At 68.3% G+C, this 26,758-nt stretch carries 24 protein-coding genes and 2 riboswitches; of the genes, 9 read left to right on the plus strand and 15 right to left on the minus strand.

Going from position 1 to position 26,758, the window contains the following annotated elements; translation table 11 throughout:
• Positions 1-101: 101 nt before the first annotated feature.
• Together P5P27_RS10215 and P5P27_RS10220 are read left to right on the plus strand one after the other, a co-directional pair.
• Positions 102-2,267 carry a malate synthase G gene (locus P5P27_RS10215; RefSeq protein WP_222111436.1) on the plus strand — a complete coding sequence of 722 codons (2,166 nt, stop codon included), beginning with the start codon at positions 102-104 and terminating at the stop codon, positions 2,265-2,267.
• A gap of 120 nt (positions 2,268-2,387) precedes the next feature.
• Complete coding sequence (locus P5P27_RS10220) at positions 2,388-3,566, plus strand: substrate-binding domain-containing protein (RefSeq protein ID WP_278127391.1); 1,179 nt, start codon at positions 2,388-2,390, stop codon at positions 3,564-3,566.
• 22 nt (positions 3,567-3,588) lie between these two features.
• On the opposite strand, the gene P5P27_RS10225 is transcribed toward P5P27_RS10220, so the two are convergent.
• From P5P27_RS10225 to secA2, 9 genes are all read right to left on the minus strand, one after another.
• Entirely contained in the window at positions 3,589-4,224 is a 636-nt protein-coding gene (locus P5P27_RS10225) for a dihydrofolate reductase family protein (RefSeq protein ID WP_278123794.1), read from the minus strand.
• Positions 4,225-4,252: 28 nt separating this feature from the next.
• Positions 4,253-7,126, minus strand: coding sequence for an aminomethyl-transferring glycine dehydrogenase (gene gcvP, locus P5P27_RS10230; protein WP_278123796.1), 2,874 nt, complete (start codon positions 7,124-7,126; stop codon positions 4,253-4,255).
• A 42-nt stretch (positions 7,127-7,168) separates the two neighbouring features.
• Positions 7,169-7,285: riboswitch (glycine riboswitch) on the minus strand.
• A riboswitch (glycine riboswitch) is annotated at positions 7,286-7,386 on the minus strand.
• Between the two features lie 79 nt (positions 7,387-7,465).
• Positions 7,466-8,098 carry a MerR family transcriptional regulator gene (locus tag P5P27_RS10235; RefSeq protein WP_006895076.1) on the minus strand — a complete coding sequence of 211 codons (633 nt, stop codon included), beginning with the start codon at positions 8,096-8,098 and terminating at the stop codon, positions 7,466-7,468.
• 274 nt (positions 8,099-8,372) lie between these two features.
• Positions 8,373-8,888 (minus strand): bifunctional nuclease family protein, encoded by a 516-nt coding sequence (locus tag P5P27_RS10240; RefSeq protein WP_006895077.1) that lies wholly within the window; start codon positions 8,886-8,888, stop codon positions 8,373-8,375.
• A 46-nt stretch (positions 8,889-8,934) separates the two neighbouring features.
• The gene (gene ftsR / locus P5P27_RS10245) at positions 8,935-9,657 is read right to left on the minus strand and encodes a transcriptional regulator FtsR (RefSeq protein ID WP_006895078.1); all 723 of its coding nucleotides are present in this window, start codon (positions 9,655-9,657) and stop codon (positions 8,935-8,937) included.
• A complete protein-coding gene (garA, locus tag P5P27_RS10250; RefSeq protein WP_006895079.1) occupies positions 9,654-10,115 on the minus strand; it encodes a glycogen accumulation regulator GarA in 462 nt (153 codons plus the stop codon). The genes ftsR and garA overlap by 4 nt, the downstream gene beginning before the upstream one ends.
• Positions 10,116-10,442: 327 nt before the next feature.
• Positions 10,443-10,847 carry a glycine cleavage system protein GcvH gene (gene gcvH / locus P5P27_RS10255; RefSeq protein WP_278123803.1) on the minus strand — a complete coding sequence of 135 codons (405 nt, stop codon included), beginning with the start codon at positions 10,845-10,847 and terminating at the stop codon, positions 10,443-10,445.
• A 142-nt stretch (positions 10,848-10,989) separates the two neighbouring features.
• Positions 10,990-11,616 carry a CDP-alcohol phosphatidyltransferase family protein gene (locus P5P27_RS10260; RefSeq protein WP_039866852.1) on the minus strand — a complete coding sequence of 209 codons (627 nt, stop codon included), beginning with the start codon at positions 11,614-11,616 and terminating at the stop codon, positions 10,990-10,992.
• Positions 11,613-13,907 carry an accessory Sec system translocase SecA2 gene (gene secA2 / locus P5P27_RS10265; RefSeq protein WP_278123806.1) on the minus strand — a complete coding sequence of 765 codons (2,295 nt, stop codon included), beginning with the start codon at positions 13,905-13,907 and terminating at the stop codon, positions 11,613-11,615. Before secA2 ends, P5P27_RS10260 begins: the two co-directional genes overlap by 4 nt.
• 106 nt (positions 13,908-14,013) lie before the next feature.
• Here secA2 and P5P27_RS10270 point away from each other — a divergent pair, with 106 nt between their 5' ends.
• Genes P5P27_RS10270 through P5P27_RS10285 form a run of 4 tightly spaced genes read left to right on the plus strand, consistent with a single transcriptional unit; the run spans position 14,014 to position 17,217 of the window.
• On the plus strand, positions 14,014-14,820 hold the full coding sequence (locus tag P5P27_RS10270) for an META domain-containing protein (protein ID WP_039866891.1): 807 nt from the start codon (positions 14,014-14,016) through the stop codon (positions 14,818-14,820).
• A 45-nt stretch (positions 14,821-14,865) separates the two neighbouring features.
• Positions 14,866-15,696 carry a polyphosphate kinase 2 gene (gene ppk2, locus P5P27_RS10275; protein ID WP_006895084.1) on the plus strand — a complete coding sequence of 277 codons (831 nt, stop codon included), beginning with the start codon at positions 14,866-14,868 and terminating at the stop codon, positions 15,694-15,696.
• Between the two features lie 7 nt (positions 15,697-15,703).
• Positions 15,704-16,891 carry a polysaccharide pyruvyl transferase family protein gene (locus tag P5P27_RS10280; protein WP_278123809.1) on the plus strand — a complete coding sequence of 396 codons (1,188 nt, stop codon included), beginning with the start codon at positions 15,704-15,706 and terminating at the stop codon, positions 16,889-16,891.
• A gap of 29 nt (positions 16,892-16,920) precedes the next feature.
• On the plus strand, positions 16,921-17,217 hold the full coding sequence (locus P5P27_RS10285) for a DUF503 domain-containing protein (protein WP_006895086.1): 297 nt from the start codon (positions 16,921-16,923) through the stop codon (positions 17,215-17,217).
• Positions 17,218-17,260: 43 nt separating this feature from the next.
• Here P5P27_RS10285 and P5P27_RS10290 read toward each other — a convergent pair whose 3' ends face one another.
• Both P5P27_RS10290 and P5P27_RS10295 read right to left on the minus strand, forming a co-directional pair.
• Positions 17,261-17,611, minus strand: a complete 351-nt coding sequence (locus tag P5P27_RS10290; RefSeq protein ID WP_006895087.1) for a VOC family protein — start codon at positions 17,609-17,611, stop codon at positions 17,261-17,263.
• A 29-nt stretch (positions 17,612-17,640) separates the two neighbouring features.
• The gene (locus tag P5P27_RS10295; protein ID WP_411815886.1) at positions 17,641-20,058 is read right to left on the minus strand and encodes a Tex family protein; all 2,418 of its coding nucleotides are present in this window, start codon (positions 20,056-20,058) and stop codon (positions 17,641-17,643) included.
• A gap of 55 nt (positions 20,059-20,113) precedes the next feature.
• On the opposite strand from P5P27_RS10295, the gene P5P27_RS10300 reads away from it, so the two are divergent.
• Positions 20,114-20,449, plus strand: coding sequence for a hypothetical protein (locus P5P27_RS10300; protein WP_006895089.1), 336 nt, complete (start codon positions 20,114-20,116; stop codon positions 20,447-20,449).
• A 7-nt stretch (positions 20,450-20,456) separates the two neighbouring features.
• On the opposite strand, the gene P5P27_RS10305 is transcribed toward P5P27_RS10300, so the two are convergent.
• On the minus strand, positions 20,457-21,770 hold the full coding sequence (locus P5P27_RS10305) for an MFS transporter (RefSeq protein WP_278123815.1): 1,314 nt from the start codon (positions 21,768-21,770) through the stop codon (positions 20,457-20,459).
• A gap of 92 nt (positions 21,771-21,862) precedes the next feature.
• Here P5P27_RS10305 and P5P27_RS10310 point away from each other — a divergent pair, with 92 nt between their 5' ends.
• The gene (locus P5P27_RS10310; protein WP_062367726.1) at positions 21,863-22,882 is read left to right on the plus strand and encodes a zinc-dependent alcohol dehydrogenase family protein; all 1,020 of its coding nucleotides are present in this window, start codon (positions 21,863-21,865) and stop codon (positions 22,880-22,882) included.
• Between the two features lie 9 nt (positions 22,883-22,891).
• On the opposite strand, the gene P5P27_RS10315 is transcribed toward P5P27_RS10310, so the two are convergent.
• Both P5P27_RS10315 and P5P27_RS10320 read right to left on the minus strand, forming a co-directional pair.
• On the minus strand, positions 22,892-23,689 hold the full coding sequence (locus P5P27_RS10315) for an ABC transporter ATP-binding protein (protein WP_278123819.1): 798 nt from the start codon (positions 23,687-23,689) through the stop codon (positions 22,892-22,894).
• Positions 23,686-24,357 carry a FadR/GntR family transcriptional regulator gene (locus P5P27_RS10320; protein WP_006895097.1) on the minus strand — a complete coding sequence of 224 codons (672 nt, stop codon included), beginning with the start codon at positions 24,355-24,357 and terminating at the stop codon, positions 23,686-23,688. The genes P5P27_RS10315 and P5P27_RS10320 overlap by 4 nt, the downstream gene beginning before the upstream one ends.
• 168 nt (positions 24,358-24,525) lie before the next feature.
• Between P5P27_RS10320 and P5P27_RS10325 the strand changes: the two genes are divergently transcribed.
• On the plus strand, positions 24,526-26,187 hold the full coding sequence (locus P5P27_RS10325; protein ID WP_278123821.1) for a 2-isopropylmalate synthase: 1,662 nt from the start codon (positions 24,526-24,528) through the stop codon (positions 26,185-26,187).
• Between the two features lie 11 nt (positions 26,188-26,198).
• Here the strand turns inward: P5P27_RS10325 and P5P27_RS10330 are convergent, their stop codons facing one another.
• Entirely contained in the window at positions 26,199-26,714 is a 516-nt protein-coding gene (locus tag P5P27_RS10330) for a MarR family winged helix-turn-helix transcriptional regulator (protein ID WP_082084014.1), read from the minus strand.
• Positions 26,715-26,758 lie beyond the last annotated feature (44 nt).

The following is a 26,758-nucleotide window of genomic DNA, read 5'->3' on the forward strand; positions in this document are numbered from 1 at the left end:
TAACCCCTTGTAACATGAATGATTGTGGGCGGGCCGCTTCCGGAGTCATCCGGCACGCAGCCGACGTTCCCGCAGTACGCACTCGCAAAGGAAAGGTTGCCATGACCGAACGCGTCACCGTCAACGGATTGCAGGTCGCCGAAGTCCTCTACGACTTCGTCAACAACGAAGCGCTTCCCGGCACGGGTGTAGACGCCGAGAAGTTCTGGGCGGGCGCTGCGGCCGTGATCAACGACCTCGCTCCCCGCAACCGCGAGCTGCTCGCCGTCCGCGACGACCTGCAGGCCAAGATCGACGCCTGGCACCGCGACCACCAGGACTTCGACTTCGACGAGTACAAGGCCTTCCTGACCGAGATCGGCTACCTCGTCCCGGTGCCCGAGGACTTCCAGATCACCACGGAGAACGTCGACGAGGAGATCGCGAACATCCCCGGACCGCAGCTGGTGGTGCCGATTCTCAACGCCCGTTTCGCCCTCAACGCGTCCAACGCGCGCTGGGGCTCGCTGTACGACGCTCTCTACGGCACCGACGCGATCCCGGAGACCGGCGGTGCCGAGAAGGGTTCGTCCTACAACAAGGTCCGCGGTGACAAGGTCATCGCGTTCGCCAAGGCCTTCCTCGACAAGGCCGTGCCGCTGGAGCAGGGCAGCCACGCCGACGTGACCTCGTACACCGTCGTCGACGGCAAGGTCGTCGCCGCGATCGGAGACGCCACCACCACCTTCGCCGACCCGAACGCGTTCGCCGGCTACACCGGCGACGCCGCAGCGCCGTCGGGCATCCTCCTGCGCCACCACGGTCTGCACGTCGAGATCCAGATCGATCCGGAGTCGCCGATCGGCGCCACCGACGCCGCCGGCGTCAAGGACGTCGCCGTCGAATCCGCCGTCACGACGATCATGGACTTCGAGGACTCGGTCGCCGCGGTCGACGCCGACGACAAGGTGCTCGGCTACCACAACTGGCTCGGCCTCAACAAGGGCGACCTGGCCGAAGAAGTCAACAAGGGCGGTAAGACCTTCACCCGCACGCTGAACCCGAACCGGGTCTACACCGCGCCCGACGGCACCGGCGAGGTGGAACTGCACGGTCGTTCGCTGCTCTTCGTCCGCAACGTGGGCCATCTGATGACCAACCCCGCCATCCTCGACGCCGACGGCAACGAGGTCCCCGAGGGCATCATGGATGCGCTGATCACCTCGGCGATCGGCATCCACGGTATGAGCGCCGAAGGTCTGCAGAACTCCCGCACCGGCTCGATCTACATCGTGAAGCCGAAGATGCACGGTCCCGACGAGGTCGCCTTCACCAGTGAACTGTTCGGCCGCGTCGAGGACGTCCTCGGCCTGCCGCGCAACACCCTCAAGGTCGGCATCATGGACGAGGAACGCCGCACGTCGGTGAACCTCAAGGCGTCGATCAAGGCGGCCTCCGAGCGCGTGGTGTTCATCAACACCGGTTTCCTCGACCGCACCGGCGACGAGATCCACACCTCGATGGAGGCCGGCCCGTTCGTCCGCAAGGCCGAGATCAAGGGCCAGACCTGGTTCAACGCGTACGAGGACTCGAACGTCGACACCGGTCTGCACGCGGGTCTGCAGCACAAGGCGCAGATCGGCAAGGGCATGTGGGCGATGCCGGATCTGATGGCCGACATGCTGGAGCAGAAGATCGGTCACCCCAACGCCGGTGCCAACACCGCGTGGGTGCCGTCGCCGACCGCCGCCACCCTGCACGCGCTCCACTACCACGAGGTCGACGTCTTCGAGCGTCAGGACGACATCGCCAAGCGCGAACCGGCGTCTGTGGACGACATCCTGACCATCCCGCTGGCGAAGAGCACCGACTGGAGCGAGGAGGAGAAGCGCGAGGAACTCGACAACAACGCGCAGTCGATCCTCGGCTACGTGGTCCGGTGGATCGACCAGGGCGTCGGCTGCTCGAAGGTGCCGGACATCCACGACGTCGCGCTGATGGAGGACCGCGCAACGCTGCGCATCTCCAGCCAGCTGCTCGCCAACTGGCTCCGTCACGGCATCGTCACCGAGGACGAGGTCGTCGCCGCGCTCGAGCGGATGGCACCGGTGGTCGACCGGCAGAACGCCGGCGATCCCGCCTACCGTCCGATGGCACCGAACTTCGACGGCAACATCGCCTTCCAGGCCGCCAAGGACCTGATCCTCAAGGGCGCGACGCAGCCGAGCGGGTACACCGAACCGCTGCTGCACGCCGCGCGCCGCGAGTACAAGGCAGCCAACGCCTGATATACACGGAAGGTGCAGACCACCGAGCCCGGACCGGATTCTCGGTCCGGGCTCGGTGCATCGGCCCGCTGGACGCGCATCGGCCTGGCATGACACGAATCGCCGGAGGAAGGACGATCAGTGGCGAAGCACAATTCGGGTGGACGCAGTCGGACTTACATCAGCCGACCGCTGCTGGCATTCGTCCTCGCGATCATTCTGATCGCGGGCATCGTCACGGCGTGGCGTCAACTCGGCGATCGAATCGACGACGAACAGCCGGTGGCGGCCGGTGAGTGCCTCGAGGGACCGGCGAAGATCTCCGTTCTGGCCGATCCCGCGATCGCACCGGGTCTGCAGAGGATCGCGCAGGACTACAACAACACCGAGCCGGTGGTCCGCGACCACTGCATCACCGTGGACGTGCGACCCGCCGACGCCCGCGCGACTCTCGAGGGTCTGACCGCCCAGAAGTGGGACGCGCAGACCTACGGTGATTTCCCCGCCGCCTGGGTGCCCGAGTCGTCCATCTGGTCCGCGGCCCTGCAGACCGCGAAGCCCGACGTGCTCCAGGGCAACCCGGAATCGCTCGTGTCGTCGCCGGTCCGGCTGGCGATGGAGCCCGAGATCGCGAAGGCCGCCGACGGCCGCATCGGGTGGTCCGACCTGCCCGCGCAGACCCGCGCCAATTCCCTCTCCGCGTACGGCAGATCGTCGTGGGGCTCGATGCGCATCGCGATGCCCACCGGCCCGCAGTCGGCCGCGACCGCACTGGGAGCCCAAGCAGTCGCGGCCGCGACCGTCCCGACCCAGAAGCCGCTCACTCTCCGACAGGCGCAGTCACCCGAGGTGGTCGCTGCGCTCGATCAGCTCATGTCGGCTCCGCCGAAAGTCGGGGACGGCTCCATCGACGCCGCCGTCGACTCGATCGCCGGGACCGGCGATCCCTCCGATGCGCCGGTCCGCGCCGTGTCGGTGACCGAGCAGCACCTCTACATGCTCACCAAGGACGACAAGACCGCCCGGGTCGCGGTGGTCGCGCCGAAGGGCCCGACTCCGTCGGCCGACTATCCGGTGGTGAAACTGTCGGGCCAGTCGGTTCCGGCGCACGTCAGCGACGCCGTCTCTCAGTTCTTCACCTTCGCGCGCAAACCGGCCCAGATGCAGATCCTGACCAAGGCGGGTTTCCGCGGTGCCGGGCCGCTGCCTGCACCGACGCCGACCGTGACCTTCGGCCCGATCGCCGACCCGATGCCGCTCCCCGAGCCCGCGGCCGCGGTCGCGATCAGCAAGGTGGTCTACCCGGCGGCGGCGCCGTAACAGCGGGACCGGCGCGAAGGGCCTACCGCTTCCGATTCCAGAACTGGTGTATGAGGCCGCTGCCGGTGGTCACCGACTCGACGTCGAAGCGGTCCTGGAGTTCGGCACAGCCGTCCCAGATCGAGACGCCCGAACCGATCACCACCGGGACGACGACCAGATGCATGAAATCGACCAGGTCGGCGTGCAGGAACTCGCGGACGGACGTGGGTCCGCCGCCGAGGCGGACATCGCCGCCGGCGAGTCCGCGCGCGTACTCGAGCGCCTGCGGCGCCGGGGCGTCCACGAAGTGGAAGACGGTGCCGTTCGCGAACTCGATCGGCGGGCGCTCGTGATGCGTCAACACCACCACGGGTGTGCGGAACGGAGGCTCGTCGCCCCACCACCCGCGCCAGCCGTCGTCGGCCCACGGTCCGGTCTGCGGACCGAACTTGCGGCGTCCCATTATCTCGACGCCGATCCCCTGACTCCACGCACTGGTGAACACGTGATCAGCGCGAACCGGCTCGTCGATCGCGTCCACACCCCAGATCACCCGGCCGTCGAAATGGTCGAACAACCGGGCCGCCTCGCCGATCGGCGCGTCGTACGTGACGGTTCCGCCCGCACTGAAACCGTCGAGCGAGACGTTGAGGTTGTGGACACGGACTTTGGACATCGCGAGCCTCCTGTCGGTGCCCGCGAGCCTACTCGCTGAAGGCCTCGATCGGAGGGCAGCTGCAGACGAGGTTCCGGTCGCCGAAGGCTCCGTCGATCCGGCGGACGGCCGGCCACACCTTGGCGCGCGCTCCGGACGACGGGAGACCGTTCGGGTACACGGCGGTGAGCCGGTCGTATCCGTGATTCCACTCGCCCACCAGGCATTCGGCGGTGTGCGGCGCGCCGGCGAGCGGATTGTCCTCGACCGACCAGGTGCCGTCGGCGACCTTGTCGATCTCGCCGCGGATGGCGATCATCGCGTCGATGAAGGCGTCGAGTTCGGCGAGATTCTCGCTCTCGGTGGGCTCCACCATCAGGGTCCCGGCGACGGGGAAGCTCATCGTGGGCGCGTGGAAGCCGTAGTCGGCGAGTCGCTTGGCGACGTCGTCGACCGAGACTCCACTGTCCTTGGTCAGTTCACGCAGGTCCAGGATGCACTCGTGAGCCACCCAGCCGCCCTCTCCGGTGTAGAGCACCGGATAGTGGTCGCGCAGGCGACGCGCGATGTAGTTGGCGGAGGCGATCGCGGTCAGCGTGGCGGTCCGCAGTCCCTGGGCACCCATCATGGCGATGTACGCGTAGGTGATCGGCAGGATCGACGCCGAACCGTACGGCGCCGCCGAGATCGCGACGCCGGTCTGCGGAAGTTCGGAGGCCAGCGGGCTGCTCGGCAGGAACGGCGCCAGATGCTCGCGCACCGCGACCGGTCCGACGCCCGGGCCGCCGCCGCCGTGCGGAATGCAGAACGTCTTGTGCAGATTCAGATGCGAGACGTCGCCCCCGAACCGGCCCGGCCGGGCCAGGCCGACGAGCGCGTTGAGATTGGCGCCGTCCACGTACACCTGGCCGCCGGCCTCGTGCACCGCGTCGCAGATGTCGGTGACCTCGTGCTCGAACACGCCGTGGGTGGACGGGTAGGTGATCATGATGCCCGCCAACTCGTCGCGGTGCTTCTCGATCTTCGCGCGCAGATCGTCGATGTCGACGTCCCCGGTGTCGCGGCTGGCCACCACCACCACGCGCAGCCCGGCCATGACGGCCGACGCCGCATTGGTTCCGTGAGCACTGGACGGGATGAGGCAGACGTCGCGTGCGTCGTCGCCGCGCGAGAGATGGTAACGACGAATCGCGAGCAGACCCGCGTACTCGCCCTGCGAGCCGGCATTGGGCTGCAGGCTCACGCGGTCGTAACCGGTGACGGCCACCAGCCAGTTCTCCAGCCGAGCGATCAGCTCGCGGATGCCCTCGCTGTCGGAGAGCGGGGCGAACGGGTGCAGGCCGCCGATCTCCGGCCAGGTGATCGGCTCCATCTCGGTGGTCGCGTTCAGCTTCATCGTGCACGAGCCCAGGGGGATCATGCTGCGGTCGAGAGCGATGTCCTTGTCGGAGAGCATCCGCAGGTAGCGCAGCATCGCGGTCTCGGTCCGGTGCAGGTGGAAGGCCGGATGCGTCAGATATTCGCTGCTGCGGTTCGCGATCGGGACACTGAACTGCGTCGCCGCGGCACCCGCGGCGCCGAAGGCGTCCACGACTGCGTCGATGTCGGCGGCGGTGGTGGTCTCATCGCACGCGACGCCCACGCGGTCGGCGTCGATCAACCGCAGGTTGATGCCGTGGCGCGACTTGGCCGCGTCGACGATCTCCGCGGCCCTGCCGTCGGCCCGCACGGTGAGGGTGTCGAAGAACGAGGCGTGCTCCACACCGAATCCACCGCCCGCGAGGCGATCGGCGAGATCTGCGGCGTGCCCGTGCACCCGCTCGGCGATCGCCTTGAGCCCGGACGGGCCGTGGTAGGAGGCGTACATCGCGGCGATGATGGCGAGCAGCACCTGCGCCGTGCAGATGTTGCTGGTCGCCTTCTCGCGTCGGATGTGCTGCTCGCGGGTCTGAAGTGCCAGGCGGTACGCGAGGTTGCCGTCCGCGTCCTTGGAGACGCCGACGAGGCGCCCCGGAAGCTGACGAGTGCGTTTGGTGTGCACCGCCAGGTAGCCGGCGTGCGGTCCACCGAAGCCCATCGGAACACCGAAGCGCTGTGTGGTGCCGAAGCACGCATCCGCGCCGAGTTCTCCCGGAGGGGTGATGAGAGTGGCGGCCAGCAGGTCGACGCCTGCGGCGATCAGCGCACCTCGCGCATGCGCCGCCTCGATGACCGGGCCGAGATCGGTGATCCGGCCGCTCGCACCGGGCGTCTGCACGATGACTCCGAAGAACTCGCCCTCGGGAAGCCCCGCGTCCGGCGCCGACCCATCGAGCTCGGCTTCGACCACCTCGATGCCCAGCGGCGTCGCACGAGTCTCGATCACCGCACGCGTCTGCGGGAAGAGGTCGGAGTCGACGACCACGCGGTTCGACTTCGACTTACCGGCGCGGCGCAGCAGCGTCATCGCCTCGGCGGCCGCGGTCGCCTCATCCAGCATCGAGGCGTTCGCCACCTCCATGCCGGTCAGATCGCACACCATGGTCTGGAAGTTGAGCAGCGCTTCGAGCCGACCCTGGCTGATCTCCGGCTGGTACGGGGTGTACGCGGTGTACCACGCCGGGTTCTCCAGGACGTTGCGCTTGATGACTCCGGGCGTGTGTGTGTCGTAGTAACCGAGACCGATCATCGATCGGGCGACCACATTGCGATCCGCGAGTTCGCGCATCGCCGCGGTCGCCTGCGCCTCCGTCAGCGGAGCGGGCAGGGCGTCCAGTCCCGGAGCGAATCCGTTCGTGTCCGCGCCGTCGGCGATCGACGCGGGAACCACCTTCGCGGCGATCTCGTCCAGGGATCCGACGCCGAGGACGTCGAGGATGACAGCCAGTTCGTCGGCGTCGGGGCCGAGGTGACGCTGGGAGAACTCAGAAGCGGGGGTCGACAAGAGGGCACCTTGATCTTCTCGGTCCGGCCGCGCCGGACTGGTCCCTCCCCCTCTGTCATGCCGCACGAACGCAGCGCCTGAGAGATTCGGCAGCGGCGGACCGATGCCTTTCACCGTGGGCGGGCGGGTGCGCGCACCCGCCACTTTCCAGAGACGTCGTCAGCAGCCACGGTCCCGGGTGCCTGAGAGTTTGACGGAGAGGTGTTGCTCCTTCGGCGGTTGCCCGGATGTCCCGGACGACGCTCTCCCGCAGCGTAGCGACGCACCGACAGGGTACCAAGAGTCGGGCGCGAATCACGGTCCGGCGTGTGGACCGTCACGCGGGACTGCCGACGTGGCCTATCCGGTGCGCCGGGTGCGGTTCTTGCGACGGGCCGCCAACTCGTCTTCGGGCGACGGTTCGCTGACACCGTCGTCGGCACGCTCCCCCGGAAAGTCCGCGATGGTTCCGGTGAGTTCGCGCATGGCGCCCGACACGGCGATGCCGAACACGCCCTGTCCGCCCTGGAGGAGGTCGACGACCTCTTCGGCGGAGGTGCACTCATAGACCGTGGTGCCGTCCGAGAACAGGGTGATCCGGGCGAGGTCCTCGACGCCGCGCTTACGAAGGTGGTCGACCGCCACTCGGATGTTCTGCAGCGAGATGCCGGTGTCGAGCAGCCGCTTCACGATCTTGAGAACGAGGATGTCTTTGAAGGAGTAGAGACGCTGGCTTCCCGAGCCGGCCGCGCCCCGGATCGACGGCACCACGAGCGAGGTGCGAGCCCAGTAGTCGAGCTGTCGGTAGGTGATCCCCGCGATCTGGCAGGCGCTCGGCACGCGGTAACCGACCAACTCGTCGGGCACCGTGTCGTTGGGGAACAATCCCGGAGCGATGTCATCCAGGCCGCCTTGTACCGGCATCGCACTCACCGATTCCGCATCGGCGGACGGGTGGTCGCCGGACTGCAGATCTGACGGATGATCGCCCACGGTAGCTCCCTTACACAAGACTCGGGCCGGCGGAACTCTCGTATCGAGCGTACTCCCGACCGCTGACAAAGTGTTCGTCAACGCTCACGGTGACGACGCTGGGATAAAACTATGGACTCCGCGGCACGCAATCAACGCGACTCGCGGTAAACCTCAACCTAAACTTCAGGTGTAGACAAACGGTGATGACGAAGAGACGGATTCGTTACCGTGTCGGGCGGCGCGCCGCCCCGGAATCCGACGTGGCATCGGGTTCGGCGACGAGCCCGGAGGGTCAGGACCCCGACTCGGGACCGAGGAAGTCCTCGGGCGAGACCTGGTCGAGGAACTCGCGAAACGCCTCCACCTCGTCCTCGCTCGCACCGTCGGCTGCCTCCGCGGAGGGCTCGCCGTCCTCGTCGGGCATCAGCATCCCGGCGTCGTCGAGGACGTCGTCGGCGGCGATGATCGGCGCACCGCAACGCATGGCGACCGCGATCGCATCCGACGGACGGGCCTCGACGACCACCTCGCCGTCGAAGACCATCTCTGCGTAGAAGGTGCCCTCCTGCATGTCGACGATCCGGACCTGCTGAAGGGAACGGCCGAAGGCCTCACAGAGATTGACCACGAGATCGTGAGTGAGCGGGCGGGGCGGCTCCACGCCCCGCTGCTGCAGCGCGATGGAGGCGGCCTCGCTCTGGCCGATCCAGATCGGCAGATACCTCGCGCCGCTCACTTCGCGCAGCAGCAGGACCGGTTGGTTCTGTGGAGGCTCCACTCGGATACCCACGACACGCATCTCACCCATGGTCTCGCCTCCTGATCTCTTGAAATACAGGTTACGCGGCTACCGGTCAGTCAAGGGCGCCGCGAACGGCGGCCTTGACCAACTGCGTATGCAGCGTCACCGACAGTGCCGCCATCTCACGGACCAGTTCCTCGGCACGGTCGCGCGCACCGGTGCCCTTGCCCTTCGCGATGGGGCCGGCGATCTGTGCGACCAACCCGGCCTCGCGGTCGGCACTGACCTTGAACGCACGCAGGTGGCGCGTCTCGAGCCCGAAGTTGGCCAGCGCCGCAGCAGCCTCCACCAGACGCACGGCGTCTTCGTCGAAGAAGCCGCCGGGGCCCGCAGAGAGGAGTCCGTTGCGCACGAGCTCGGAGATGAACGCCGAGTCGACGCCGGTCCGTTCGATGAGCGTCTCCCGATCCACCCGGCCGCCGCGCGAGCTGAAATCAGTCGCCGGGGCCACCGCACTGCGCGCCGACGACAGCAGTCGCGGGCCCGCGCCGCCGGCGGCCGCGTCGATCTCGTCGAGCTGCTCGCGGATCACCTTCAACGGCAGATACCGATCACGCTGAGCGGTGAGCACGAACCGCAGCCGCTCGCAGTCCTGATCGCTGAACCGGCGATAACCGGACGGCGCACGATCGGGAGTCACCAGACCCTCGGTTTCGAGGAACCGGATCTTCGAGATCGTGACGTCGGGGAACTCTTCTCGCAGCACCGCGAGCACAGCACCGATCGACATCGTGCGGTCGCTCGCGGCGGACGCGCGCGCAGCAGACGAGGTCACGACTGCGTGGCACCTGCCTCACCGGCGCGCGGGCCGGACAGGAACACCAGACGGAACTTGCCGATCTGCACTTCGTCCCCGCTCGTGAGGGTCGCGGTGTCGACCGGCTCGCGGTTGACGTAGGTGCCGTTCAGGCTGCCCACATCGACCACCTGGAAGTCGTCGCCGTTGCTCCGGAACTCGGCGTGCCTGCGGCTCACCGTCACGTCATCGAGGAAGATGTCGCTGTCGGGGTGACGGCCGGCCGACGTGGTCGGCTGGTCGAGCAGGAACCGCGACCCTGCGTTCGGTCCCCGCTTCACGACCAGCAGCGCCGTTCCCGGCGACAGCCGCTCGACACCGGTATCGGCCGGCTCGTTCGACGCCGCGGGGGCGTCTACTTCCTTGATGAAGTCCTCGCGGAAGACCGAAGTCGTCTCCACGGGCGCTTCAAAGCCGTTGTCGTTACCGCTCACCACATCTCCTTCATCGTCAACGCACCCCGCCGTGACTCAAGACTCGCGACGCCCCCTGGTGGGGCATGCCGCAGGTCAGCCGAGGTACCTGCGCGAACTCCAATTGTCCGGGGGTACCGCACCTTTGGGCTCACTCGCTGTTACACATGCATCGGACCATCTCGTCGTTGAGATGTGCGTCTGCGAGGCAGGAACCTTCTTAAGTGAACCTACCGTCTTTGTCCGAACGCCGCCCGGGGTCGGGGACGTTTGGCGTACTGGAAATCATATCGACCCGGTCCGCGGTGCGGGCACGAGTCGCCTCCGGAAAGCCCGGTCGTCAGCCGGCGGTCAGCCGCTGATAACCGCCCGGTAGCCTTCCGCGTCGAGCAGACCGGCGAGGATCTGGTCCAGGTCGGCGTCGTCGCCGACCGCGATCTCGACCAGCCAGCCGTCCTCGTACGGGGACGAATTGACCAGCTCGGGAGCACCGTCGAGAGCCTCGTTGGCAGCGGCCACGGTACCGTCGAGCGGACCGAAGATGTCCGAGACGCTCTTGGTCGATTCGACCTCGGCGAACGACTCGCCCGTCTCGACGTCCGAGTCCACCTCGGGAAGCTGAACGAAGACCACGTCGCCGAGCGCGTCCTGCGCGAAATCGGTGATCCCCACTCGGACGGTCTTGTCACCGACCTTGCGGATCCACTCGTGCTCGTCGGTGTAACGCAGCTCTGCGGGGATCTTGGTGTCGCTCACGTTTGCGGCCTCTCTCAGGAACTGTCGGAAGACTTGGACTCACCCTCGCCCGCCGCTCCGTTGCGGCCGCGAGGCGCTCCATGACTTTATCGTGACGAGCCGCCGGATCGCGCATCAGCCCGACCGAGCGAGCGATGCGTGATCAGCCTGTGACCGACCTGGGCGGCATCGTCCGCACCACGGCGACGGTCTGAATCCAGTACAGGACCAGCGACCACAGATACAGGCCGACGCCCCAGATCAGGAAGGCCCAGCCGATCGGATGGCACACCGTGCCCACCACACCGTCGATCTGACCGGCGAGAAGCCACGGGAAGGCGCTCATCAGCGCGAAGGTGGCGGCCTTGCCGACGTAGAGGGTCGGCAGGGCCGTCACGCCCCTCGATTTGAGCAGCGGCGCCGTGGCGAAGAGCAGCAGATCGCGGCCGACGATCAGTCCGATGAGCCACCAGGGAACGAAGTCGCGGATACCGAAGCAGATCGGGATAACGATCACGTACAGGCGATCCGCCGCCGGATCGAGCAGCGCGCCGAGCTTAGACGACTGTCCGAGCCAGCGCGCGAGCTTCCCGTCGAGCCAGTCGGTGAGGCCCGAGACGAAGAGCACCGCGAAAGCCCAGGCGGCCGACTCCTCCACGAGCAGCAGCCAGATGAAGACCGGGATCAGGAGCAGACGCAGCACGCTGAGCGCATTGGGAACCGTCCACACGGCGTCACTCCGTTCGGCTCGCGGTGCCTCGCGCGAGTCCTGCGGCCGCGGCCGAGTCATCGGAAGATGCCGACGATGCCCTGAATCGCCTGCGCACCGGCGGATGCGAAGTGATTCTCGTGAACCAGGTAGGTCCACGTCATCGTCGAGCGATGCAGTCCTTCCAAGCCGAGGTCGACGCCGTCGGCGGTGATGCGGGCGTCCACGAAGGTCTTGCGCGCCGCCTCCATCGCCTCGTCGGCGAGCTTGGCGAACTCGGCGAAGATCAGCTTGTGGAACTCCTCGAGCGGGCTCTGCGCGCCCAATGCCCGCAGGTGGATGCTGGCCTGCACGTCAGCGATGTACGCGAGGTGATCGGCCCACGCGCGGTCGAGGTGGTACAGCACGATCTGCCGCGCGGCCTCCGCCAGGACCTCGTCGTCGACGTCCGCCGACAGGCTCTCGTACCGCTCGGGTTCGGACTCCTTGAGGTCGGTCAGGGCTTGATCGGTGGTCAGTACCGCCATCCGCCGCCGGACGATCGCGTTGCGCTGCTCGTTGACCTGCTTGTTGTACTCCCACGTGTTGCTGTGGAGTTGCAGCATCGCGCCTTCGGCGATCTTCTGGGCGTTCTCGACGCTCTCGACTCCCTTGGCTCCCATCGACCCGTCCGAGGAGATCGGCTGCTGCTCACGCTGGTGCGTGAGGTTCTTGGTGACGAGCGGATCCTCCAGGCTCGAGAAGAAGACCGATCGGCCGGGATCGCCCTGCCGCCCCGCGCGGCCGCGCAGCTGGTTGTCGAGTCGCTCGGTGTCGTAGCGTCCGGTGCCGACCACGCAGAGTCCGCCGAGCTCGATCACCTCCTCGCGGGCGGCCTCGTCACCGCTGGAGCCGCCGAGCCGGATGTCGGTGCCGCGGCCGGCCATCTGCGTGGAGACCGTGACGGCGGATCTACGGCCCGCCTCGGCGATGATCGCCGCCTCTTCGGCGTCGTTCTTCGCATTGAGCACCACCGACGGAACTCCCGCCCGCTCCAGGAAGTACGCGAGCTCCTCCGACTGCGCCACGTCGTGCGTGCCGATCAGGATCGGCTGTCCGGTCGCGTGGATCTCGGAGACGAACTCGACGACCGCCTCCACCTTGTGCGCCTTGGTGTCGTAGACGCGATCGGGCTCGTCGACGCGGATGTTGGGGGCGTTCAGCGGAATCTGCGATACCTGCAGATCGTAGAACTGCCGGAACTGCTCACCCGCCGCGATCGCCGTGCCGGTCATGCCCGCGACGCGCGGGTACCGGCCGATCAGCGCCTGAACGGTGATCGTGTCGATCACCTCGCCCGCCTGGGTGGGGTTGAGGCCCTCCTTGTACTCCACCGCGGCCTGGACACCGTCCGGCCAGCGCTGCAGCCGCGCCACTCGGCCGCGGGAGGCGTTGATCAGATGCACGCCGCCGTCGCGCACGATGTAATCGACGTCGCGTTCGAGCAGGTAGTAGGCGTAGAGCGCGACGTTCACGTGCACCAACGTGCTCGAGACATGTTCCTCGTCGTAGAGGTTGATGCCGCCGAGCGTGGACTCGACGAACTGGGCGCCCTCCTCGGTCAGCGAGACGTTCTTACCGTCCTGGTCGAGTTCGTAGTGCTTCGACTTGAGGTGGGACACCACCTCGTGGATCGCCTTGTTCGGGATCTCCGCGTCGGTCGAGCCGGCGAGGATGAGCGGAACCAGTGCCTCGTCGACCAGCACCGAATCGGCCTCGTCGACGATCACCACGTCGGGTTCGGGTGCGACGAGTTCGTCCGCGTGCAGCGCGAGGTGGTCGCGCAGGACGTCGAACCCGATCTCGTTGACCGAGGCGTAGGTGACGTCGGCGTCGTACGCCGCCTGCCGCTCCTCGCGGGTGGAGTGCTCGTTGATCGAGGCGACCGAGATCCCGAAGACGTCGTACAGCGGCTTCATCCACTTCGCGTCACGATCGGCGAGATAGTCGTTGACGGAGACCACGTGCACCTGATGACCGTCGAGCGCGTAGCCGATCGCCGCGATGGCGCCCGCGAGGGTCTTGCCCTCGCCGGTCGCCATCTCGACGACGTCGCCCTCGAGCATGCGCAGCGCACCCTGCAACTGGACGTCGAAGGGCTTCATGTCGAGCTTGCGGTCGCCGGCTTCGCGCACCAGCGCCAGGAACTTCGCGCGGTCGCCGACCACCGACATGTCGAGTTCGGCTGCGGCGCCCGCGAACTCACCGTCCCCGAGCCCCGCGGCCCACTCGTCGTGTTCAGCGGACTCCTCGATCATCGTCAGCGACTGCGACTGGTTGCGAGAGGTCTGCGCACCCAGCATGCGCCACATCGCGTTGGTGAGTCTTCCCACGTGCTTCCTGTTCCTCGAACTCCGGACTGCAGAGACCTCGGTGCGCGTCGCGACGCCGGGGTCGATCGTGATCTACCGTACGCGGCGCTGCGCTACCGTGGCGCACATGATCATCGGACGCCGGACGCGTTGGCGGGTGCTGGCAGCTATGGGCGCGATCGTCGCCGGTACGTCGAGTCTGGCGGGCTGCGGGGACCGTTCGTCCACGCCCGACGCCGACCCCGCAAAGCTGGTCGGGAAGACGTATCTGTCCACGGAGGTCCAGGGCCCGCAGATTCCGGGCGGAGGACCGCTGCTGCTCGCCTTCGGCAAGGGCACCATCAGTGCGAACGCCGGATGCAACGGGCACGGCGGCGCCGTCGCGTTCACCGGCGGCGTGCTCACGACCGGGAATCTGGTCGGCACGATGATGGCGTGTCCGCCGCCACGCGACGGCGCCGACCGATGGGTCACGGACCTGTTCGGCTCACCCCTGTCGTGGCATCTGGACGGTACGACGCTCACTCTGCAACGCGGCGATCGGAAGGTGATGCTCGCCGAACGGCGCGAGCGTCCCGTCGTCGGCACCCGATGGCGGGTCAGCGCGCTCGTCACCGACGCCGCGGTCTCGACCTCTGCCGCACTCGAGAACAGCAAGCCGTACTTCGAGATCGCGGGCGACGGCGCGTTCGCGGGCAGCACGGGCTGCAACAGGATGACCGGGCGGGCGCGCGTCGACGGAGACCGGATCCACCTGTCGCCGATCGCGACCACCCGCCGGGCGTGCGATCCGGAGACCGCGGACGTCGAGCGCACGGTGCTCGCAGCGCTCCGGGACGAGGTGATCGTGGAGGTCGACGGCGACGAGATGCGGCTGACCAACGCGGCGAACCGTGCCGTCGGGCTGCGGCTGACGGCGTCGGGCATCGCGTAGCGCGTCCTGTCGGCGGTCCGCGGCCGCGGCCCCTACACTGCGTCTATGCCGAAGAAGAGCGGGCGGCCGCCCAAGCTGCCGAAGGACATCTACGAGGCCGAGCTGTTCCGCCTGCAGACCGAACTCGTGACGCTGCAGGAGTGGGTGCGGGCCACCGGAGCCCGCGTGGTGGTGGTCTTCGAGGGCCGGGACGCCGCAGGCAAGGGCGGAGCGATCAAACGCATCAGCGAGTACCTGAGCCCGCGGATCTGCCGGGTGGCGGCGCTGCCCGCACCCACCGATCGGGAACGGGGACAGTGGTACTACCAGCGATACGTCGCACATCTGCCCGCGCCCGGTGAGATCGTCCTCTTCGACCGCTCCTGGTACAACCGCGCCGGTGTCGAGAAGGTGATGGGCTTCTGCACGCCCGAAGAGCACACCCGGTTCCTCCGGCAGACACCGATCTTCGAGCAGATGCTCATCGACGACGGGATCATCCTCCGCAAGTACTGGTTCTCGGTGTCGAATGAGGAACAGCTCCGCCGATTCCGCGCCCGCCGCGACGATCCGGTGCGCCAGTGGAAGCTGAGTCCGATGGATCTCGAGTCGGTGTACCGCTGGGAGGAGTACTCCCGGGCCAAGGACGAGATGATGGTGCACACCGACACCTCGAGCAGTCCGTGGTACGTGGTCGAGTCCGACCAGAAGCGCAACGCTCGGCTCAATATGATCTCCCACCTGCTCTCCACCATCGACTACGAACCCGTCCAGCGGGCGGAGGTGAAGCTGCCCAAGAAGCCGATCGAGTCGGGCAACTATCATCGGCCGCCGCGGTCGTTGTCGAAGTTCGTGCCCGATCACGTGGCCGCTCTCATCGGCGACCGGGAGTCCTGATTCCGCCGTGTCCGTCCTGAACCTCCTCGCGTCCCGGCTGCCGGTCGGAGCGCGCGAGGTGGTGTACCTGGTGAGCGTCGCCGGCTTTCCCAATCTCGGCGACGAACTCATCGCCGAGGCCTGGCTCCGGCATCTGGCGGCGCGGCGACCGGCCGCGGTGGTCGTGGTCGATTCGCCTCGGCCCGGGCAGGCGGCGCTGCTTCTCCAGCACGCCAATCCCGCCGCCGTGTTCGTCGACACGCTGTGGCGCCGGGTCTTCGCACCGGGCGACGGCCACCGCTCCGATCCGGTCGACGACCTGCATCGGTCCGCCGGCTACGATCCCGGGGCCCGACTGCTGCTGCGGGCGGGGACCGTCCACATCGTCGGCGGCGGCTTCCTCAACGGCCTGTGGCCGCATCACCTCGCGCTGGTCTCCGCCGTCGCCGCGGTGACGCGGGCCACCGGCGGACGGGCGGTGGCCAGCGGTGCCGGTCTGACACCAGGTTTCGCAGGTCCCGACGCCGAGGATTTCCGCGGTGCCGTCGACGGCTTCGACGTCTTCGACGTTCGCGACGCGCCCAGCGCGGAGTACCTCGGGCCGGTCCGCGGTGCATCGTTCACCGGCGACGACGCGTGGCTGTCGGCCGCGGTGGCCCGCCCCGAACCCGGCCCGCCGGAAGAGGCGGGCGTGGTGGTGTGCGCACAGGGCGATCTGACCGACGACTTCTCGTGGCGCGGTGACCGCGGCGTGACCGCAGTAGCGCGATTCATCGAGGCGACGCTCGACGAATGGGCTGTCGCCGGCCCCGAGGTGGTGATCGCCGAGTGCAATCCCGGCATCGACGCGGTGGTCGCGAACCGCCTGGGCGCCCGGCTCGATGGCGCCGAGCGGCTGTCGTTCCAGCAGGTCTGGGCGTCGGGGCTGCCCACGGGCCGGGGACGGACGTGGGTGTCGACTCGTTTCCACCCGCACCTGATCGCGGCTTCGGCCGGAGATTCGGGCGTCGCGGTGATCGCCAAGCCCGACTACTACGGCACCAAGCACGCCTCGCTGTCGGAGGCCGGTTCGGCGTGGACCGTCGTCGGTCCGGACTGCGACGTTCCCCCGCGGCCCTGCGCCGGCGGCTTCTCCCCCGCCGCCGTGGCCACGAATCGGTCTCGCAAGGCCGCGCTGGCGCACCGGCTGTACCCGCCGGGAACCGGCTTGCGCTGACCGGAAGATGCCGTAGAGTCGGCAACCCTATGTGGATACGTTCTCTCGAATTCGATTTCCTGCTCGGCGACGTTCACTCGTTGAAGGGCAAACGCTCCGTCATCCGGCCGTTGATCGCCGAGATCCGCCGGCGGTACGACGTCTCGGTGGCCGAGGTGGATCATCGAGACGTCCACCGGCGGACCCTCATCGGGGTCGCGGCGGTCAGCGGCGACGCCGCGCACGTCACCGAGGTGCTCGACGCCGTCGAACGGTTCGGCGCCGCCCGGCCCGAGGTGGAACTCCTGTCGGTCCGTCGCCGGATGGTCTCGACCGACGACCTGTGAACCGTCGGCCCGGTGACGCTGTGGGCCGGTGACCCGGTCGCGTTCAGTCCGATGCGACGCAGAATTGATTGCCGTCCGGATCGGCCAGCGTGGTCCAGGCGAACCCGTCGCCCATGCTGCGCTCCGCCACCAGGGTCGCACCGGCGGCGATGAGACGCTCCACCTCCGCGGTCCGGTCGTCGGCACGCAGATCGAGGTGGATCCGGTTCTTGCCGGGGGTGGGGTCGGCGACCTTCTGGAAGGCGATCATCGGTCGGCCCGCCCCCAGCGCAACCGTCACGAACCAGCCCTCGTTCTCCTCCGCGATCTCGCCGCCGAGCGCCTCGGCCCACCACCGCGCGAGCTTCAGCGCGTCGGCGGTATCGACGGTGATCATTCCGATGCTGATGCCCATGCGAGAGACCTTAACGGGCACGCCGCTGGTCAGCGGCCGAATCCCGCATCGCGCAGCGCCTGCGCCATCGATCCGCCGGCCGGCCGGTCGTCCCGCCGGTCGTCCCGCCGGGAACCGCCCCGGCCCTGACCGGCAGCGCCGCGCGGGCCGCCTCCGCGGCCCTTTCCGCCCCGGTTGTTGTCGCTGCCCCGGTTGTCGCTGCCCCGGTTCTCGCCGCCCCCGCGTCTGCGACCACCGCCGCGCGGACCGGCGTCGGCCTCGTCGTTCAGTCGCAGCGACAAACCGATCCGCTGCCGGTCGACGTCCACCTCGAGCACTTTCACCTTCACGATCTGGCCCGAGCGAACCACCTCGTGCGGGTCGGAGACGTACCGGTCGGCCATCGCCGAGACGTGGACGAGTCCGTCCTGATGCACGCCCACGTCCACGAAGGCACCGAATGCCGCGACATTCGTGACGACGCCTTCGAGCACCATGCCGGGCCGCAGATCGGACACCTTCTCGACTCCGCTCGCGAAGGTCGCGGTGGTGAACGCCGGCCGCGGGTCGCGGCCGGGCTTCTCCAGTTCGGCGAGGATGTCGGTGACGGTGGGGACACCGAACGTGTCGTCGGCGAACTCCGCGGGCTTGAGGGTTCGCAGCGTCGTGCTGTCGCCGATGAGCTCGGTGAGTTCGCGACCGCTGCGGTCGAGGATCTTGCGCACCACCGGGTACGCCTCCGGATGCACGCCGGAGGCGTCCAGCGGATCGTCGCCGCCGCGGATGCGCAGGAAGCCGGCGCACTGCTCGAACGCCTTCGGCCCCAGACGGGGGACGTCGAGCAGACCGGTCCGGCTTCGGAACGCGCCCGTCCGGTCTCGGTGAGCCACGATTCCGGCGGCGAGTGTGGGGGTGATCCCCGAGACGCGCGAGAGCAACGGAACCGACGCGGTGTTGAGATCGACGCCGACGGCGTTCACCGCATCCTCCACGACCGCGTCGAGGCTGCGCGCGAGGTTGGTCGCCGAGACGTCGTGTTGGTACTGACCGACGCCGATCGACTTGGGATCGATCTTGACCAGCTCGGCCAGCGGATCCTGGAGGCGACGCGCGATGGAGACCGCGCCGCGGATCGAGACGTCGAGCTGCGGGAGCTCCTGGGAGGCGTACTCGGACGCGGAGTACACCGATGCGCCCGCCTCCGACACGACGGCCTTGACCGGCGGCCGGGCGCCGGACTTCTTGATGTCCGAGAGCAGCTCGCCCGCGAGCTGATCGGTCTCGCGCGAGGCCGTTCCGTTGCCGATCGCGATCAGTTCCACCCCGTGGCGCGCGATCAGCGCGGCCAGCGTGGCTTTGGCCTGATCCCATTGCTGCTGCGGCTTGTGCGGGAAGATCGCGCAGTGGTCCACCACCTTGCCGGTCGCGTCGACCACCGCCACCTTCACGCCGGTCCGGTACCCGGGATCGAGGCCGAGAGTGGTGCGCGTCCCGGCGGGAGCCGCCAGGAGCAGATCCTTGAGGTTGGTCGCGAAGACGGCGACCGCGTCGTCCTCGGCCCGGCTCCGGAGCTTCATCCGCGCGTCGATCGTCGCGGTGATCATGAGCTTGGTCCGCCACGCCCAGCGAACCGTAGCGGTGAGCCAGTCGGTGGCCGCACCCGGATGCGACTGGTCGACGCCCAGGGTCGCTGCGACCATCGCCTGGTACAGCTCGTCGTCGCCACCGTCGAAGGTCAGGCTCAGGACCTCCTCCTTCTCGCCGCGCAATACGGCGAGCACGCGGTGGGACGGCATCGCGTCGAGCGGTTCGGCGAAGTCGAAGTAATCGCGGAACTTCTGCGCGGCGGCATCGGTCTCGGCACCGGGCCGGACCTGAGTCCGGAGAGAGCCGTCGGCCCAGAACTTCTCGCGGACCGCACCGACGAGCTCGGCGTCCTCCGAAGCGCGCTCGATCAGGATGTGGCGTGCGCCGTCGAGAGCGGCGGCGGCATCGGCGACCTGCTCGCCGATGTAAGCGGCAGCGGCGTCGGCGGGAACCAGCGACGGATCGGCGAGCAACGCCTCGGCCAGCGGCTCGAGACCGGCCTCACGCGCGATCTGCGCCTTGGTTCGACGCTTGGGCTTATACGGCAGGTAGATGTCCTCGACGCGCGCCTTCGTGTCGGCGGCCAGCAGCGATGCACGCAGTTCGTCGGTCAGCTTCCCCTGCTCGTCGATGGACGCGATGACGGCGGCCCGGCGCTCGTCGAGCTCGCGCAGATAGCGCAGTCGTTCGTCCAGCAGACGCAGCTGAGCATCGTCGAGACTGCCGGTGACCTCCTTGCGGTACCGGGCGATGAACGGGACGGTCGATCCTTCGTCCAGCAGCTTCACCGCCGCGCTGACCTGGCCTTCGCCGACGGAGAGCTCCTTGGCGATGCGGGCGTTCACTGACTCGAGAGGCGCACTGTTGGTCACCGCATGCAGGCTACCGAAGGGTGGTGCCCGGGCCGCTGGCCGCCCGTGTCATAACCTGGCTGGCATGACCGAACCGACCCCGTTCGACAAGCTCGCGTTCACGTGGGAGGCGGCCTTCACCGCAGTTGACGCAGCCGAGGCGTCGCCGCGCGGAGCCGAACCCGGCGACATCGCATGGATGGAGACCATGCGTCCGCAACTGGAGAATCTGCGGCGGCGCAACGACGCGGGCGAGGACCTGGAAGCCGACTTCGACACCATGATGTGGGTGATGGCCAATACGCAGACGGCGATGCAGGTGCTGTCGCGCTATCGGACCACCCGCGAGGGCGCCGACAAACTCGCCGAGTTCGAGCGGCTGCGCGCGCAATCGCACACGCTCGAGGCTCCGGACGACTGAGCGCCGCTCAGCACTCACGTTCCGGGTCCGGGGCGGCGACCGGGACCTCGGCGAACATTCCGAGCCGGCTGTCGCGCGCCAGCCCGGAGATCCCGTTCGACCGTCCGCGCTGCACACGCACGGCTACCAGCGCCAGCACTCCGGCGATCACCGCCACCTGGATCACGCCGCCGCCGATGAGCGGCGCCCGCGGTCCGAACCATTCGGCGAGCAGACCGAGGAGCGGCGCGCCGATGGGTGTGCCGCCCATCAGCACCGTCATGTAGAGCGCCATCACCCGCCCGCGGACCTGCGGGTCGACATGCATCTGCACGTACATGTTGGTCGCGGTGAGCGACAACAGCGCGGAGAGTCCCACGAGAGGCAGCACCAGGCCGTAGAGCAGCGGGGTCGGCACCGCACCCGACAGCACGTTGGCGACCGCGAAGACCAGCGCGGCGCTGACGACGAACCGCAGTCCGGGAGACGACTTCCGCCGCGCGGCCAGCAGCGCGCCGAGCAGCGACCCCGCGCCCGATACGGTGCCGAGCAGACCGTACATCTCGGCGTCCAGGTGGAACTCGTTGCGCACCATCAGCGCGTTCGTCATCTGGAAGTTCAGACCGAAGGTGCCGACGGCGAAACCCACGCCGAGGGCGATCAGCAGATCGGCGCGCGCGGCCACATACCGAACGCCCTCGCGCACCTGGCCCTTCGCCCGGCGCAGCGGTTCGGCCGGAACCAGTTCGTCCCTGTTCAGCAGCATCAAGGCGATCAGGAAGGCGAGATAGCTGACGCCGTTGCTGAGGATCGCCCACCCGCTGCCGAAGGCCGCGATGATGAGCCCTGCGACTCCCGGGCCGATGAGCCGGGCGGCGTTGAAGGCCGAACTGTTGAGCCCGATCGCGTTGGTGAGCCGTTCGGTTCCGACCATCTCCGAGACGAAGGCCTGGCGGGCGGGTGCGTCCAGGGCCGTACCCATCCCGAAGACGACGGCGAACACGTACACGTGCCAGGTCTGGGCCACGCCGGAGACCGCGAGGGCGCCGAGCACCAGCGCGCTCAGCGCCATCCAGCTCTGCGTGAACATCAGGAGTCTGCGCTTATCGAAGCGGTCGGCGAGGACACCGCCGAAGGGTGAGAGGACGAGCGCCGGAACGAATTGGAGCGCCGTCGTGATGCCGACCGCCATCGCCGATCCGCCGGAGAGCTGCAGCACCAGCCAGTCCTGGGCCACCCGCTGCACCCACGTGCGGACGTTGGAGACCAGTGCGCCGGTCACATAGGTCCGGAAGTTCGGTACGGCGAGGGAGGCGAATGTCGACGACTGCCTCAGCTGCACGAACCCTCCTGGATTCCAGACTTCCGCAGTCCAACGTACGCCCTGTCCCCGCGCGTCTGCGCGGGCGATCGGTTCGCATTACCGTGGACGGCATGCGCGCAGTCATCATGCATTCGCCCGGAGACGTCAGCGTCGTCGATCGACCCGATCCCCGAATCGAACAGCCCACCGATGCGATCATCCGCCTCGCCGCCACGTGCATCTGCGGCTCCGATCTGTGGCCCTATCGCGGTGCCAACGACGTCGAGGAGGCTCCGATGGGCCACGAGTACGTCGGCTACGTCGAAGAGGTCGGACCCGAGGTACGCACCGTGAAGGTCGGTGACTTCGTGGTGGGTTCGTTCATGGCCTCGGACAACACCTGTGAGATCTGCGAGGCCGGCTACCAGTCCCGATGCGTCAACGTCCACCCGATGGGCGGGATCGGAACCCAGGCGCAGTACGCCCGCATCCCGTGGGCGGACGGAACGCTGGTCGCGACGCCGGCGCCGCCCGACGACGACCTGATCCCCTCGTACCTCGCGGCGTCCGACGTCCTGGGCACGGGCTGGTTCGCGGCGGACGCCGCTCAGGTCCGGCCGGGCAAGACCGTCGCCGTCGTCGGCGACGGTGCGGTGGGCCTGCTCGGCGTTCTATCGGCGCGGCAGATGGGAGCTGAGCGCATCATCGCGATGAGCAGACACGCCGACCGCCAGGAACTCGCCAGGCAGTTCGGTGCCACCGACATCGTCGCCGAGCGCGGCAAGGACGGCGTCGCGGCGGTCAAGGAACTGACCGGTGGACTCGGCGCGCACTCGGTGATCGAGGCCGTCGGAACCCAGGAGTCGATGATGCAGGCGATCCGATCGACCCGCCCGGGCGGCCACGTCGGCTTCGTCGGCGTCTCGCACGGCGTGGAACTGCCCGGCGACAGGCTCTTCTACTCGGCGGTGCATCTGCACGGCGGGCCCGCACCGGTCCGCCGGTATCTGCCCGATCTGATGCGCCGCATCGCGGCCCGAGAGATCGACCCCGGCCGCGTCTTCGATCTCTCACTGCCCCTCGAGGACGCGGCCCAGGGCTACCGCGCGATGGACCGGCGCGAAGCGATCAAGGTGATGCTCACCGTGTGAGCTGCTCGTTCAGCGTTCCCTCACGGCCCGGGCGCTCCACCGACCCTGGGCGTGGTCGACGGCGATCCGATGGTCGAAGGCCCGGCTGATGACCTCCGACGTGACCGTCTGAGTCGCCGTTCCGGAGGCCACCACCGCGCCGTCGCGGATCACGAGTGCGTGGCTGGTGGTCTCGGGCAGCTCCTCCAGGTGGTGGGTGACCAGCACAGAGGCCACCTCGGGCGCGGACACCGCGAGTGCGTCGACGGTTTCGAGGAGTTGTTCCCTGGCGGCGACGTCGAGGCCGGTGGTCGGCTCGTCGAGCAGCAGGAGTTCGGGATCGCTGATCAGTGCGCGCGCGATCAGCGCCCGTCCCCGTTCGCCCTGCGACAGGGTGAGCCAATCGGAGTCGGCACGCGCGCTCATTCCAACGTCGTCGATGAGGGCGGCGGCCCTGGCCCGGTCCTGCGCGGAGGGCACCCATCGCATCGGCAGATCGATGGTTCCGGTGACGCCGGTGAGGACGACCTCGGTCACGGTGAGTCCGGTCTGCAGCCGATGACGCGGGTTCACGTGGCCGATGTGGCGGCGCAGTTCGGCGGTGTCGACGCGACCGAGGCGCTTACCCAAGACGTCGACGGTGCCCGTCGTCGGGTGCGTCTGAGCAGCGCAGAACCCGACGATGGTGGTCTTGCCCGCTCCGTTCGGGCCGAGCAGCGCCCAGTGCTCTCCCGCATGCACGGTGAAGTCGATGCCGTGCAGGATCTGCCGGCCGTTGCGGCGGAAGGTGACGGCGTCGAGCCGCAGAACCTGTTGTGCGCGTGTCACGCGAGTGCCTCCTTGAGTCCGTCCAGATGGGTGCGTGCCGCGGTTGCGGCGTCGGCAGGTCGCCTCGCCGCCACGGCGTCGACGATGTCGGCGTGGGCGCGATGGTCGATGTCGGTGTCGAACTCTCGACGGATCCGCAGCAAGTCGACCATCGCGACGCGCACCCGCGGGGTCATCGCGTCGAACAGTTCGGTCAACACCGGGTTCCCGGCGGCGGAGACCACCGCCCGATGGAAGTCGATATCGGCCGCGACGCGGTCCTCGATTCCGCTCCGGCTCTGTTCGCGCTTCTCGAGCGCCGCACGCATGGCGCGCAGCTGCGCCGGAGTGCGGCGCCGTGCCGCCAGCGCGGCGGCTTCGGTCTCGATCGCGGTGCGCGCCTCCAGCACTGCGACGACGTCCGCCCTGCGAAGGACGTCGTCCCAGTTCTCCGGCACGTCGACTGCGGCGACGAAGACGCCGGCGCCCTGGCGTGACGAGAGGACGCCGCGCCCTGCCAGCTGGCGCACCGCCTCCCGCACGGTGGATCGGCCGACCCCCAGCTGGACCGCCAGCGTGCTCTCGCCGGGAAGCTTCTGGCCCAGTGTCCACTCCCCGGCGCGAATGCGCTCGAGCAGTACCTCGGCGGCCTGATCGGCCAGCGGCGTTCGCCGCACCTGTGCGGGCATGACCACTCACTCCTCTACTTGTCTGATGAGTTGTGTTAGATTCTAGCGCCATGCAGAACCTCGCTTCCCTCCGACTCATCAGCCACGGAGAGTCCTGATCCGCAGACCGGCGACTCCCCGTGGGCCCCGACGCCGGTCTGCACCCGACTTCTGCGAAAGCGAGATCCCATGTTCACCGAATCCGAATCCCCCGCGTCCCGGCCCGACGCCTTCGGCTCCATCAGCACCCCTGCCGGGCCGATACCCGACCAGTCACCCTCATGGAACCGCCAGCGGCGATCCCAGATGCCCTCGCACCGGTACCGCGACGTGTACCGTCGCGTCGAGGTTCCGCTGACGACGCGCCGGTGGCCCGAGGCTCGCCTCACGTCCGCGCCGCTGTGGGTTTCGGTAGACCTGCGCGACGGCAACCAGGCACTGCCGGAACCCATGAACCCGGCACGCAAGCGCCAGCTGTTCGAATTGCTCGTCGCCATGGGCTACAAGGAGATCGAAGTCGGCTATCCCTCGGCGTCGGCCACCGACTTCGATTTCGTCCGGCAGATCGCGGAGACCGATCTGGCCCCCGACGACGTGACGGTGGTCGTCTTCACTCCGGCGCGACGGGATCTGATCGAGCGGACCGTGGAGTCCATCCGCGGGATCGACAATCCCGTGGTGGTGCACATGTACACCGCCACGGCACCCGTCTGGCGCGACATCGTGTTGAGACAGTCGCGGTCGGAGCTGCTCGAGACCGTTCTGGGCGGCGGCCGGGACGTGTTGGAATTCGCCGGCGACCTGCCGAACGTCCGTTTCGAGTTCTCCCCCGAGGTCTTCAACCTCACCGAGCCGGATTTCGCGCTCGACGTCTGCAACGCGATGACGCGGCTGTGGGACGCCGCTCCTGATCGTCCGGTGATCCTGAATCTGCCTGCGACCGTGGAGATCGCGACGCCGAACGTCTACGCCGACCAGATCGAGTACATGCACCTGAACCTCGAGCGTCGGGAATCGGTGATCCTGTCGGTGCACCCGCACAACGACCGCGGCACCGGAATCGCGTGCGCGGAACTGGCGGTGCTGGCCGGCGCCGAACGCGTCGAGGGATGCCTGTTCGGCAACGGCGAACGGACCGGCAACGTCGACATCGCCACCTTGGCCCTCAATCTCCACGCACAGGGCGTCGACCCGATGATCGACTTCTCGGACATCGACGAGATCCGCCGAGTCGTCGAGGAGGCCAACCAGATCGAGATCCATGCACGCCACCCGTACGTCGGCGACCTGGTGCACACGGCATTCAGCGGCACTCATCAAGACGCCATCGCCAAGGGATTCGCCGACCACCGACGCCGGTCCGCCCATGCCGGTCACGCCGAATCGGAGATGCCGTGGGACGTGCCCTATCTGCCGGTCGACCCGGCCGACCTGGGCCGCACGTACGATGAGGTGATCCGGGTCAACTCGCAATCCGGCAAGGGCGGTATCGCGTATCTGCTGGCAGCCGAGTTCGGCGTCGAGTTGCCACGCCGCCTTCAGATCGACTTCGCACGCGTCGTGCAACGGCACACGGACACCGAGGGCCGCGAAGTCGACGCGGAGACGCTCTGGACGCTGTTCTGCGCGGAGTACATGCCCGCAGACGGCGCCGCGGACAGCACCTCAGCGCGCGCGGACGCCATCGAACCTCTGAGCCGTCACCGGAGCGCGATCACGGCGCCGGAACGCGGACGCTTCCTGACCGTTCTGGAGTGGCGGCGCGGGGACGACTGCGGCTGGTCGGCAGGCATCGGGGCGTCGGAGGACGAGGCCGATCGGGCGGCGTCGGCCGCCGCCCGCAGGCACTGAGCGGCCCTGCGTCAGTCCGCGTCGACACCCTGGCGCTCGAACGCGTCGTTGAACGCCCGCAGCTGAGCGAGCAGAATCGCGGGATCGCCGGGAGCGAGATCGGCGAAGACGCGATTGAGCCGATCGGCACGTCGTCTACCGTCGTGTTCGAGCGCCTCCATCCCCGCCGCGGTGGGCCGGTGCATCCGACTGACCTGCCCGTCGACGGGGAAGCGCTCGACGTATCCGCGCTTGATCGCCGCGTTGACCTGCCGGTTCACCGTCGACTGCTCCAGCGCGAGATCGTGGCTCAGTTCACGCAGAGTCCGCGCGCGGCCGTCCGACAGCAGCCAGAGGATATGAAACGCGGATGCGTCCAGAATCGCCTTCGGGTCGACCTCGTCACGTCTGCGACGCAACCGCAGGAGTTCTTCGACCACGTCCCGATGCACCTGGGACGGCCAGGTGGGCTCGCCTCCGTCTACCGTTCTCACCTCGTTCTCGACTGGACCGCACACAGCCCCGAGTTTGGGGTGTGCACGACGCATATGTACCTTACATAGGTTGTTCTCGCATGCTCCGCACTGAAACG

This window comes from Gordonia sihwensis, assembly GCF_029632925.1.
GTDB classification, from domain to species: domain Bacteria; phylum Actinomycetota; class Actinomycetes; order Mycobacteriales; family Mycobacteriaceae; genus Gordonia; species Gordonia sihwensis.